The 12,791-nt window shown below is 38.6% G+C and carries 13 protein-coding genes; 4 read left to right on the forward strand and 9 right to left on the reverse strand.

What is annotated here, in order from left to right; translation table 11 throughout:
- Entirely contained in the window at positions 1-339 is a 339-nt protein-coding gene (locus BUA60_RS19205; protein ID WP_072864587.1) for a tRNA-binding protein, read from the reverse strand.
- Between the two features lie 368 nt (positions 340-707).
- Here BUA60_RS19205 and BUA60_RS19210 point away from each other — a divergent pair, with 368 nt between their 5' ends.
- On the forward strand, positions 708-1,265 hold the full coding sequence (locus BUA60_RS19210) for a thioredoxin family protein (protein ID WP_072864589.1): 558 nt from the start codon (positions 708-710) through the stop codon (positions 1,263-1,265).
- 75 nt (positions 1,266-1,340) lie between these two features.
- Here BUA60_RS19210 and BUA60_RS19215 read toward each other — a convergent pair whose 3' ends face one another.
- Positions 1,341-1,892: a YfiT family bacillithiol transferase gene (locus BUA60_RS19215; RefSeq protein WP_072864592.1), complete on the reverse strand. Its 552-nt coding sequence runs from the start codon at positions 1,890-1,892 to the stop codon at positions 1,341-1,343.
- 367 nt (positions 1,893-2,259) lie between these two features.
- Here BUA60_RS19215 and BUA60_RS19220 point away from each other — a divergent pair, with 367 nt between their 5' ends.
- A complete protein-coding gene (locus tag BUA60_RS19220; RefSeq protein WP_072864594.1) occupies positions 2,260-2,898 on the forward strand; it encodes a peroxiredoxin in 639 nt (212 codons plus the stop codon).
- 354 nt (positions 2,899-3,252) lie between these two features.
- Complete coding sequence (locus tag BUA60_RS19225; RefSeq protein ID WP_026812084.1) at positions 3,253-3,444, forward strand: cold-shock protein; 192 nt, start codon at positions 3,253-3,255, stop codon at positions 3,442-3,444.
- A 472-nt stretch (positions 3,445-3,916) separates the two neighbouring features.
- Here BUA60_RS19225 and BUA60_RS19230 read toward each other — a convergent pair whose 3' ends face one another.
- The 3 genes from BUA60_RS19230 to BUA60_RS19240 all read right to left on the reverse strand — a co-directional run bounded on the left by BUA60_RS19230 (position 3,917) and on the right by BUA60_RS19240 (position 7,252).
- Positions 3,917-4,849, reverse strand: a complete 933-nt coding sequence (locus tag BUA60_RS19230; RefSeq protein WP_072864596.1) for a peptidylprolyl isomerase — start codon at positions 4,847-4,849, stop codon at positions 3,917-3,919.
- Between the two features lie 154 nt (positions 4,850-5,003).
- Positions 5,004-6,377, reverse strand: a complete 1,374-nt coding sequence (locus tag BUA60_RS19235) for a M20/M25/M40 family metallo-hydrolase (protein ID WP_072864597.1) — start codon at positions 6,375-6,377, stop codon at positions 5,004-5,006.
- Complete coding sequence (locus BUA60_RS19240) at positions 6,374-7,252, reverse strand: PPK2 family polyphosphate kinase (protein ID WP_072864599.1); 879 nt, start codon at positions 7,250-7,252, stop codon at positions 6,374-6,376. Before BUA60_RS19240 ends, BUA60_RS19235 begins: the two co-directional genes overlap by 4 nt.
- Positions 7,253-7,663: 411 nt before the next feature.
- Here BUA60_RS19240 and BUA60_RS19245 point away from each other — a divergent pair, with 411 nt between their 5' ends.
- Positions 7,664-8,353: a hypothetical protein gene (locus tag BUA60_RS19245; protein WP_072864601.1), complete on the forward strand. Its 690-nt coding sequence runs from the start codon at positions 7,664-7,666 to the stop codon at positions 8,351-8,353.
- Between the two features lie 155 nt (positions 8,354-8,508).
- On the opposite strand, the gene BUA60_RS19250 is transcribed toward BUA60_RS19245, so the two are convergent.
- From BUA60_RS19250 to BUA60_RS19265, 4 genes are read right to left on the reverse strand one after another with little or no spacing between them, the layout of a single operon-like run.
- A complete protein-coding gene (locus BUA60_RS19250) occupies positions 8,509-9,672 on the reverse strand; it encodes a sigma-54-dependent transcriptional regulator (protein ID WP_072864603.1) in 1,164 nt (387 codons plus the stop codon).
- An 11-nt stretch (positions 9,673-9,683) separates the two neighbouring features.
- A complete protein-coding gene (locus BUA60_RS19255) occupies positions 9,684-10,562 on the reverse strand; it encodes a DUF6268 family outer membrane beta-barrel protein (RefSeq protein WP_072864605.1) in 879 nt (292 codons plus the stop codon).
- Positions 10,552-11,448: a mechanosensitive ion channel family protein gene (locus tag BUA60_RS19260; RefSeq protein ID WP_072864607.1), complete on the reverse strand. Its 897-nt coding sequence runs from the start codon at positions 11,446-11,448 to the stop codon at positions 10,552-10,554. Before BUA60_RS19260 ends, BUA60_RS19255 begins: the two co-directional genes overlap by 11 nt.
- A 1-nt stretch (position 11,449) precedes the next feature.
- Complete coding sequence (locus tag BUA60_RS19265; RefSeq protein ID WP_072864609.1) at positions 11,450-12,787, reverse strand: ABC transporter permease; 1,338 nt, start codon at positions 12,785-12,787, stop codon at positions 11,450-11,452.
- Positions 12,788-12,791 lie beyond the last annotated feature (4 nt).

Below are 12,791 nucleotides of genomic sequence, written 5' to 3' on the forward strand. Positions count from 1 at the left end.
TTACGAAATTTTAAGTCCATTGTCAACTTCAGCTTGCGGCTGCAACAATATTACATCGGAACCGTCAACAGCCCCTAATATAAGACATTCGCTCATAAAATTTGCAATTTGTTTTTTAGGAAAATTAACCACGGCAATTATCTGCTTCCCCAAAAGTTCTTCTTTGGCATACCTTTGCGTGATTTGCGCCGATGTTTTCCTAATGCCTATGTTCTTACCAAAATCTACATGAATTTGATAGGCAGGTTTCCTAGCCTCTGGAAAATCTTTAATTTCAATAATAGTGCCCACTCTCATATCTATTTTGGTAAAATCGGGCCAGGTAATAGTTTCGTTCATCTAACAATTCAAAGTTTATCAATTATTTTATAGGTAACAATTACATCTTGTGTCCATTCAACATGGGCCAAAAGTTGCAACTCCTTTGCATACCCTTTTGTAATCCGGGACGCTTGTTCCTTCATATTCTCCTTAGTCAATCACATTTATCATCAACCCCATAAAGCTACTCCAATTTCTATTTTTTCTCCTGTACTCAATACAGTCCTGCATTTAACCGCATTTAATTTTGAATGCTTATAGCCTCTTTCGTCTTTAATCAGCATTTAACATTTTTCAGTTCATCACAAAATAACAAATGCCGGAACTGTTTAAGTATCTAGCATTTCCTTTAACTTTGTATAAGACCTATAAAAAAAATTAAAGTCATGGCCAATACACCCAGTAACATGCTTCCTTTGGGCACATTAGCACCCAACTTTAAACTACTCGATACCACTTCGGACCAACAAAAAAGCCTTCAAGACTTAAAAGGTTCCAGGGGCACCGTAATAATGTTCATCTGCAATCACTGCCCTTTTGTTAAGCATTTGAATGCCGAAATCGTCAAAACCGCCTCGGAATATCAAACTAAAGATATTTCATTTATAGCAATTTCAAGCAACGACGCAGAAAACTATCCTCAGGATGCTCCCCATTTAATGAAACTCATCAGTAAAGAACAGAAGTACACCTTTCCTTATTTGTACGATGAGAGCCAAGTGGTGGCCAAGGCCTATGATGCTGCATGCACTCCTGATTTTTATTTATTCGATGCCGATTTAAAGTTGATATATAGAGGGCAGTTTGATGACTCCCGCCCCGGAAATGGCATACCCGTTACAGGGGAAGACCTAAGAACAGCCATGGATGCCCTTCTTAGCGGAAGCGAAATAAGTGCGAAACAAAAACCGAGTATGGGGTGTAATATTAAGTGGAAAAAATAATAGTATTGAACTACATTTTTGCTTTAATCTATTAGGAAAGTCTATTGCTGTTCTAAGGAATTCTGTAGCAAAGAACTATGGGCAATTCCATCCCTTACGATCAAGTATACCTTCTATGTGTGCCAAATGATGATTGCCGTGCCAAGCGTATTTTCCTATATTTTCCAAAAGGCTTACAGCTACATTACCATCGGGATGGATGTATACCCTTTGTAAATCTTCCTTGGACAAACCTTTCAAGAGATATACCAACTTTGCATGCAGCGCCTTAAGATAGTTCAAGGAAAGTACTATTGGGGCATTATTGGCATCAAATAGCTTGCTCCATTCCTTCTCATCATAAGCTTTGATAATAGGTTTATCCTCAGTCAAAGCCCATTTGAATCTGATATAACTATTATGATGGCTATCTGCAATATGATGCACCACCTGCCTAATCGTCCAACCACCTGGCCGATACGGTGTATTCAATTGCTGATCGCCTAGGTTAACTACCAAGTCCTCCAATCGGGTAGGCAATGCCTCCAATTCGGAGATCCAATCGGACAGCGTTACATCACTTACCATCTCCGGAAACACAAAATGGCCTATGGGATATTTCAATTCTTCTAAGGTGTTTTCTTCCATAACATAAAATTAAAGAAGTAAAGTGAATAATAATAGTAAACCCAATAAATAATACGGTTCTATTTTAATATTGGTCCCGTCTATTATTTGAGTTGGAATAATGGTAGTACAAGGGATGCCTTCTATTCACAAAAAGGAGTACATCACAAAAAAAACACACAAGAAATCTGATTAGATAAAACCCGTTAATCACTGTATTTAAGAAGATTATAAAATAAAAGCAAAAAAATGATTTCCTATCAAATAATTTCTAAAGACCAGTTTTTTTTGTTAAATTTTAATACATTTTTAACCTTTAAAAAAAGTTGGTTCCAATATAATCTACTAATTTTATAGGATAATAAATTTTTAATTAAAACACTAAAATATGGCAACAATACGATTGGGCGACGTAGCCCCTGATTTTACAGCAGATAGTTCGATGGGAATGATCAATTTATATGATTATTTGGGTGATGGATGGGGAATTTTATTTTCACATCCAGCAGATTTTACCCCGGTATGTACGACCGAGTTGGGAACTGCTGCAAAATTTAAAGGTGAGTTCGATAAACGAAACGTAAAAATGCTGGCACTAAGTGTTGATGGGGTTGCATCTCATGGTGAATGGATCAAAGATATTAATGAGACACAACATACCACAGTTAATTTTCCCATTATCGCTGACGATGACAAAAAGGTTTCTACCCTGTACGATATGATCCATCCAAATGCGAACGACAGTTTAACCGTGCGTTCCGTTTACATCATAGCCCCGGACAAAACGGTAAAACTTATAATCACTTATCCTGCTTCTACAGGACGTAATTTTCACGAATTGCTTAGGGTAATAGACTCCCTCCAGTTAACCGCCTACCACAAAGTAGCCACTCCTGCAAACTGGGAAAATGGAGATAGAGTAGTCGTAAGTCCGTCTATCAATACAGACGATGCCAAAAAAATATTCACCAAAGGCGTGGAAGAAATTAAGCCGTATTTAAGGATGACGCCACAGCCGAACCTCTAATTTTCAAGTAATACAACTTTAAGCATTATCAAATAATGGAGTCTTCCCAAACCGGGAAGACTTTTTTTGTTTTAACACAATATAATCTTCCCACCTCACCGAAAATACTTGGCAGGTACATCAAGAAATACTTATTTCCTGTGCCATATAAGAGATCAGGATGACCAAAAAATAATTGGAAATAGGAAAACTATTATGGAATCAACACCTTTAACACACAGTTGATTAGCCCGTTATTTTCATTTACATAAGTTCTAAAGGGTTCTCTACAAAAAATATAACTATCAAAAAATCATGCAGTTAAATTATAAAACCTTATCTTGTCGGCTAATTTAATTTTTTTAATTTTTTATAATGAATAAAGGAACAGTAAAATTCTTCAATGACTCCAAAGGATTCGGATTTATCACTGAAGAAGGCTCAAGCGAAGATCACTTTGTACACATTTCTGGTTTAATCGACGAAATTCGCGAAGGTGATGTTGTAGAATTTGAATTACAACAAGGTAAAAAAGGATTGAACGCAGTAAATGTAAAAGTGATTTAATAATTACGGTACAATTTTTTTTAGAAAATAGAGCCCATCCTATCGGATGGGTTTTTTATTGCACTTTGGTACCAATATTAACCTACCTACAAAGGTTTCCAACTAATTCTTTTCAATTCCCAATTTGCTAGAATTCTCATTTCAAAAAGTAATATTTATAATTCTTACGCAACCTTTTCCCACATTTATCATCTTCCTTAAAAACACTGAATAAACACCATTATAAATATCTTTAGCATGACCACTTTTTTCACTATTCTACTGTCCTTGTTGGTAATAAACATAGCCCTTTTAGTATTAAGCCTAAATAGGACCAAAAGGTAAAAAGCTATTAAGAAATTGCCAATTATGGTTTAACTCCATATTTAATAGAATGGGGTTGAATATTTTTGTCGACTCTCAATTTTACGAAACTTTAGTAAAAAAAAAAGACCCTAATTACTTAGGGTCTTTTTTTTATAAAAATTGGGGTTTATCCTATCCCCATTAATTCAACATCAAATATAAGGGTGGCATTTGGCGGTATAACCCCTCCAGCACCGGCACTTCCATAGGCCAAATTGGAAGGAATTACAAATCTAGCTTTGTCACCAACCTTCAATAAGCCAATACCCTCGTCCCATCCTGGAATAACTTGGCCTACACCCAATTGAAAACTAATGGGTTCCTTTCTCTTATAGGAGGAATCAAAAACTTGGCCGTTCAACAAGGATCCTTCATAATGGACCGAAACATTTTTTCCACTAACAGATTTGGGCCCCTTTCCCTCTTGCACAATTTTATATCTAAGTCCGCTTTCTGTTTCGTTAAATCCTGCGGCCACCTTGTCCAATTCAGCAGCTATTTTTTTCTTTTCCTCTGCAAGTCTTTTTTCCCTTGAACCCTCAAAAGTCCTAAAGGCCTCCACCGCGTTCCATTTATCGGCTTCCGCGCCAATTCTTTCTATGGTTAAACTTTCTATTTTATCACCTTGTTTAATAGCATCCACAACATCCTGACCTTCTACTACGTGACCAAAAACAGTATGCTTGTTATCCAACCAAGGAGTAGCCACATGGGTAATAAAAAATTGGGTTCCATTTGTACCTGGACCCGCATTGGCCATAGAAAGTACACCTGGTCCGTCATGGGTAAGGTCTGGATGAAATTCATCATCAAATTTATAACCTCCATCACCCGTACCAGTTCCCAGCGGACAGCCACCTTGAATCATGAAATCGGGAATAACCCTATGGAATTTTAATCCATCATAGTAAGGCTTACCTTGAGCTTTGATACTATTTTCTAAATTACCTTCAGCCAAGGCTACAAAGTTACCCACAGTCCCAGGGGTTTTATCATGGGTAAGCTTTACCAGTATTTCTCCTTTCGAAGTATTGAATTTTGCGTAAATTCCGTCTTGCATATCGCTGTTTTTTAATTAGTCCGCAAAGGTAAGGATAAGTTTTCTGTTTATAAAAAGCGCTGGAGAATAGAAAACATTAATTTACCTCCTTTCGCACATTATAATCCATACAATTCCTTCCGCCAAGTGTTGTTCCTAAAGTTACCGTAAGTAACTATTTAATACCATATTGATCAAAAAGGTAGATTAAACTGGCCATTGAAGCAGCTCCAAGTTCCAATTCCCTTTTATTTACATGGGCAAAGGTGTCGTTTGCTGAGTGGTGGTGATCAAAATACCGCTGACTGTCCGGTCTTAAACCTGCTAAAACAATATTATCATTTTTTAGCGGTCCAATATCCGCTCCACTCCCGCCTTTCACAAACAGGTGTACCAAATAAGGCTCAAACAAATCTTTCCAACTCTCTACCTGTTTAAAATTGGCCTGGTTGCAATCAAAAGAAAAACCACGAGGTGTAAACCCTCCGGAATCACTCTCGAGGGCAAAAATATGTTTCTCATTGTTTATGGCTGCTTGCTCCGCATAGGTGGTTCCTCCTCGAAGTCCATTTTCCTCATTCATAAAGAGCACCACCCGTATGGTGCGCTTTGGCCTATACCCTGTGGCTTTAAGCAACCTCAGCACTTCCATGCTTTGTACACATCCGGCACCATCATCGTGCGAACCATCACCCAAATCCCAAGAATCCAAATGTCCGCCCACCACCAAAATTTCATTTGGATAGGTACTCCCTTTTATTTCCCCAATTACATTGTAGGATTCCACATCTGGCAATATTTTACAATTTTGCCTAAAGAAAAAATTTATATCCGGGTTCAGTTTCAAGGTAGCACTAAGCAGTTCGGCTCCATTTGTACTTATGGCTGCAGCGGGAATCCTGCTTGCTATGGGGGTGTCCCCATAACTCATAGCACCTGTATGGGGAAAATCGTCCAATCGAAGGTTCAACGACCTTACTATAACCCCTACCGCTCCGTATTTGACTGCTTCGGCCGCACCTGAGTACCTTTGGTCGGAGCAACCTCTATATGAGAGAAAGGTATTTATATTGGTCGGGTCCATGGCTTTATTAAAGAACACGATCTTCCCTTGAATTTTTTCTTTTCCCAATACCTTTAAGCCTTCAATACCCTGCACTTCCACCACTCCTGCCTTTACACCGCCAAGAGGCGTTGCTACAGATCCTCCCAGAGCACATATAGGAACATTGTTGGTCAATCCTGGATCGCTCTCTATATAAGCAAATTCCGGTGTGCCCCTCACCCACTTTGGGACTTTAACAGGCTGAAGCCAAACGCGGTCCAACCCCATGGAATCCAAAACTTTTTTTGTGTAATCTACGGCCTTTTGTGCTTGCAAAGAACCAGAAAGTCTTCCGCCAATCTGGTTGGATAAATAATTTAACCAAGCATACCCGCTTCCACTGGTAAGGGCCGTTTTATATATTTCATCAATTTGTTTTTGATCATTATTCTGCGCTTCAACTTGTGTAGTAATTAGTAATAATATCAACAATAAATACCTCATTCGTTTTCCAATTGTTTTTTATATTCTTCTAAATTAGCCTTTATTTTATCATCCAGTTCCGGTTCCCTTATATCTTTGTATTTTTTTAACTCTTCATGCAAAATAGTGGCCACTATTAACCGGGCAGCCTTTTTGTTGTCTGCGGGAATAACGAACCAAGGAGCATGTGGCTTCGAAGTATTGTTAAGTGCATCTTCATAGCATTTTTGGTATTGATCCCAAATAAGTCTTTCCTTTAAATCGCCAGGGGAAAACTTCCAATTTTTTTTCTTTAGTTCCAACCTGCGCAATAATCTTTGTCGCTGCTCTTCTTTGGACAAATGAAGAAAGAATTTAAATATGATAGTCCCATTTTCCGCAATATGGCGTTCAAAATTATTTATCTGTTCAAAGCGTTTGTCCCAAAAACTTTGGTCTATGTCATCTACACTGGAAATCCCAGGAATATGTTCGTTCATTATGTATTCCGGATGCACCCTGGTCACCAAAACATTCTCATAATGCGTACGGTTAAAAACCCCAAATTTTCCCTTAGCAGGCAAGGCTATGTAATGCCGCCAAATATAATCGTGCTTTAATTCCAGTTCTGTTGGCACCTTAAAACTGTGGACCACCACTCCCCTAGCATTAAAATCCTTAAACACTTCCCTGATCAAGCTGTCCTTCCCGGCAGTATCTGTACCCTGTAAGCAAATTAAGACGCTGTATTTGGCATGGGCGTACAAAGTATCCTGAAACTCTCCCAGCTCTATCCTAACGCTTTCCAGTGCTTTCCTTAATTTTTTATCGGAAGATTCCAAATCTTCCCTCGTATTTAGATCGGACAATTTAATTTCGCTATCAACCCTATAGGTCCCTGTTTCTATGTTCTTCATGAATTGGTTTTAGTGCTACATTGCTGAGCAATTAAAAACAAAAAATATATGAAATTTTTCAGATTACCTAAAAGTTAGGGCCAGAATCCCCCAAGTCGTCGGATTTCTTCAATAATTGCCAAATATTAGCTGTCTCCGAAACCAAATACCCTCGGTAGGCCATTAGATCTACAACCAATAAGGAATTGCCTTACCCTTCCAAAGGGAAAAAGGAGTCTATGAGGGACTTCATCGATTATTTACAAAGAAATCGGAAACTAAAAACAACCATATAACCATAGAAAGTTTCAGTTGGTCTAAAAAAATGGTCTATTTCTGTACTTCGTCGAAAAAATCATAAAATAACAAAGTCGTAAGATTACCTTTACAAAGTTATATTTCCCAGTATAACAATAAACTAAAACCTACTTTATGAGACTTTCCGTTATAGCCGTTTGTTCTTTGGCAGTGTTTATTTTCTCATCTTTTAAGAGTAACAAAGCCTGTGAATACGCTGGTTCCAATATTGGCTACATTCAATCACAAACTGAAAAGGCAATAGCCACAGAGGACATTAACATGTCCAAATATTTTGCCTATAAGGCCTTGAACGCCATAGTAAAATCCAAATCGCAATTAGAGGATTGTGGGTGCGAGCATGCCATGGAGCTTTTACATGAAAGTTCTACCAACCTAACCAACGCCACTAGGGCCACCTCTATGCCAAGTGTAAAAATATTACTAAAAAAGGCTTTGGATAATGCTTCGGGAAGCATGGAAGCCTTGGACGAACATGACTCCCACAACAGTAGGTACAATAATGATGTTTTGGCCATGAATACCAAGACTTCCATTGCCGAATTAGAATCACACAAACCTTTGGACAAAAACACCCTTGAAATCAAAGTGGATATTGCTCTGGAAAAGTTCAAAGAATCTTTGGACAAGGTGGTAGAATCCGTAGATTGTAAGGAAGCCACGGCATTTACACAAAACGTGTACGATATTTGCGAACAGCAACTTCTAAAGCCCAATCTTTCCGAAGGTAAAAAATATTACAACTTAAAAACCAAGGAAATTGCTGCCAATGCCCTTAAGAAGCTGAGTGGCTGCAAAAACTAGCAATTTGCACATGTAAATAGATAAATCAGACTTGGTCTACTTCCTTGGAAGCAATTATACCTCGATCTTATTAGTGTTGCGCGTTTATAGCGGAACAATGTTCACAGGCATCCACAATTATCTAGACAGGCCCTCACCATTTTAACCAATACCGCTTATTTACTGGCAAAAGATTTCACATCTTCCTCGGTTACTTCATTGCCCCCAAGGATTATAAGGCGCTCTACCACATTTCTCAATTCCCTGATATTTCCTGTCCAATCATAGCCTTTCAATAGGTCAATTGCCTTTGCTGAAAATATTTTGGGTGCAGTTCCATGTTCAGCGGCTATTTTTTCGGAGAAATGCTTTATAAGCAAAGGAATATCGTCCCTTCTATCATTTAGGGCAGGTACCTTTATAAGAATTACGGCCAACCTATGGTATAGATCCTCACGAAACCTTCCGCTTTCTATTTCCTTTTTTAAATCCTTATTGGTTGCGGCCACTACCCTAACATCTACCTTGATATCCTTATCCGATCCAACCCTGCTTATTTTATTCTCCTGAAGTGCCCTTAGAACCTTTGCTTGGGCAGAAAGGCTCATATCCCCTATCTCGTCCAAAAATATGGTTCCATTATTGGCGGCCTCAAATTTACCGGCCCGATCCTTTACAGCAGAAGTAAAAGCTCCCTTAACATGTCCAAAAAGCTCACTTTCAATTAATTCTGAAGGAATTGCCGCGCAGTTGACCTCTATCAAAGGATTGGCATTTCGTTCGCTTTTTTCATGGATCCAATGGGCAACAAGTTCCTTACCGGTACCATTGGAACCCGTAATGAGGACTCTGGCATCGGTTGGGGCCACCTTCTCTATCATTTCCTTAATCACGGAGATTTCCTTACTATCCCCGATCATTTCGTAGTTTTTACTAACTTTTTTCTTTAATATCTTGTTCTCTACCACCAAATCCTTTCTATCCAAAGCATTGCGCACCGTAGTCAACAACCTGTTCAGGTCTGGTGGTTTTGAAATATAATCGAAGGCCCCTAGTCTCATGGTATTCACGGCCGTATCCAGGTCTCCGTGTCCGGAAATCATTATAAAAGGAATTTCAGGCTTTATTTTTCTGGCAGCTACCAAAACCTCTACCCCATCCATTTTTGGCATCTTTATATCGCACAGGACAAGATCGAAATCATCTTTTTTTATTGCTTCCAATCCCATCAACCCATCTTCCGCCTCCTCTACTTTATAGTTTTCATTTTCTTCCGAAAGGATTTTCACCAAAACCCTTCTAATGGCCGATTCATCCTCTATAACTAGTATTCTAGACATATTTCATTATTTTAAATTCCAATTCTAAAACCTGTTCTAAAATAGAAACTAGGCTGATCATTCAATGTAAAAATATCATTTCGGTCCTCATCCCTCAGCACCCCTGCCTGAAACAAGGTATGGCCTGCGTAGCCATAAAAGAAAATATTTTTCGCCACTGCATATTGGTAACCCAAGGTAAACAAAGCCACCGAGGTGGAAATGGAAGAGGCAACACCAGAATCGGAGCTAATCACCGTATTCTGTAAATTAACGTAATATCCATCCAAGATAAACTCCGTTTGCAACATATGATTATCGTTAAAAAAATACTTCATACCACTTTTTGGAGCTCCAACTACATATGCCCAATTGGGATGAAATCTCTTTTCATAATAAACCAAAGGCAAGGGCACCCGAACGGCCACTGTGGAGTTATAGGCTATTCCCAATACCAAGCGGGTTGGTTTCTCAATTTTTGGCCTATCCCGAAGTGCCCCTATCGTCATATTTACGGAGACATCACCTTGACCAATATCATTGGTCAAAGTAGACGACAATCTAGGTGTTACGACCCCAACAAAGCGCCAATCCTGATTGTATTGCAATATGTAGGCCATATTTAAATCGGCCACGTGAAATGTTTCTGTGATTACATCGTCATAAGGTGTTCTACGATTTAGATCGTATTCAATGCGATTGTATTCGCCCCCGACAATAATATTGTCGTTCTTTCCCACTTTAATTGGCAGGTTGGCTACCAATTTAATTCTGGACAATTTTGCTTCCGCCGTATTTCTTGGCATTAGCATATACTCTAACCTAAAAACATCCGGTGTTTGGGCAAGACAAAAATTGATCGACAAAAAGAATCCCATTAAGAATTCCCATCCCTTTATTCTAATTCCCATTCCCAATATTCTTATTTTCAACTTGCATAGTCTCAATTGAACTGGGATTAAACACATGAACATCCCTTTGGGGAAATGGAATACTTATATTGTGTTCCCTAAATTTAGCATCGATGATATACCGCATAGCACTTTTAATTTTTGGATCTCCATAACTGTCATTAATGAAAAAATTGATGGAAAACAATAAGGCAGAATCCCCAAAATCTTCAAATAGCACAAATGGCTTGGGATTTTTTAAAACCCCTTTTTGTTCGCTAGCGATATTTTCCAAAATTTTAGTCACCAAAACAACATCGCTTCCGTAGGCTACTCCAACCTTAACGTTCTCCCTAGTACTTTTATGATTTTGGGTGTAATTATAAATACTATCCGTTAAAAATTGGTGGTTAGGGATAATGATTACCTTGTCATCCCTTGTAAGTGCCCTGGTTGTCCTCAACCTTATTTCAAAAACCCTACCAACTTTTTGATTTACCTCCACAATATCCCCTACGCGCAAGGACTGATCCATAATAATAAGAATCCCGGAAATGATGTCCTGGAACAAGTATTGAAGGGCAAATCCCAAACCAACAAACAGTGCTGCCGAAGCGGTCAACAAGACCGTGAGGTTTACACCGGAGGTATGTAGGATAACCAAGACCACTAATATGTAGAACAGGTATCTTAAAAATCCGAAAACACTGATAAACTTATTCTTGTCCTCTTCGGGCAACTTTGCAGTAACCAATTTATGAATCAGTTTTAGGAAAAAGTTTACTACAATTATAGAAATAATTATAGTTAAAAAGGTAGCTGCCGTTATATCCACCTTATCCCCATTCCAAATTTTATAGCTGAGGAATTCATTTAAGCCATTAAAAAAATCCTTTAGTTTTTCCATACTAATATTTCAGCCATTTAAGCAAATCCCTATACGAAGGTTTTTTTCCATACATCAATATGCCCACCCTATATATTTTGGCCGCCAGCCACACGATACCGACAAAAGTGATAATTAAAAGAAGAATTGAAACGGCAATCTCCCAAATAGGTACACCTCCTTCACCGATACCCCCAGGAAGACGCATGAGCATTACGATAGGTGATGTTAAAGGAAATAATGAGAATCCTACAGCTATTGGGCCATGAGGGTTATTAAAGACAGAAAAGAAACCTACATAAATGGCCAACATTAAAGGCAATATAATAGGAAAAATAAACTGTTGAGTATCCGTTTCATTGTCCACCGCCGCCCCGATTGCTGCATATATTGAGCTGTATATTAGGTAGCCCAAGACAAAATAGATGACAAAAAAACAAATAAGCATTATCCAAGGAATCCTAAAAAGTTCGTTCGCATATAATTGCATGGCAGAATCGGATGCTGCCACATAGGCAGCCCCCCCTATCAGGACAGGCGTATTACTTGCCCCGGAATTGAGAGCTGATGGATCAATGTCGAATACCAGAATCAATACACCGAACATCACAAAAGCCGATATAATCCAGATAGCGAACTGGGTAACTCCTGCCAAGGAGGTCCCTATAATTTTTCCCAGCATAAGCTGAAATGGTTTCACCGAAGAGATAATGACTTCTATTATCCTGGTTGTTTTTTCCTCAATAACACTACGCATAACAAAACCACCATAAATGATGATGAACATCATAATCAGGTATCCGAATGCCCCTCCTATAAAAGCCTTGATTTCGGTTATTCCTTTCAAGTTCTGCTCCCCAGTAAAGGTCGCAGTCTTGATTTCAAAATTATTGTCAACACTTTCAAAATCGGAAACCGACACCCCCAATTCCTGTAGTCGTTGCAAACGCAAACGGTCTTTGAACACATTTTCCAAATTATTCAATATGGAAGAACCAGGAGCATCCTTGCTGTAAAAAAAAGATCTACTTGCCACTTGTTCCAGGTCCTGTTCGTTGGGAATGTATAGCAAGCCGTAAAATCCCATTTTTTGAATTGAATCCTTCGCCGCCTCTAAGCCAATGCCCTTAAACTTTACAAATGAATTGCTTTCCGTTCCCTGAAAATCCGTAGAAAAATAATTGCTTTCATTTAATACACCAATGGTCCTTATTTCGTTATCATTGATCTTGGTCAAATAAACAATAAGTACTACCATCCCCACCATAAGGATAGGACTAAGGAAAGTCATGACTACAAATGATTTATTTCGAACTTTTGCTAAATATTCGCGTTTTATGATTAGCGCTAACTTACCCATAAAT

The organism is Arenibacter palladensis (assembly GCF_900129275.1).
Lineage (GTDB): Bacteria > Bacteroidota > Bacteroidia > Flavobacteriales > Flavobacteriaceae > Arenibacter > Arenibacter palladensis.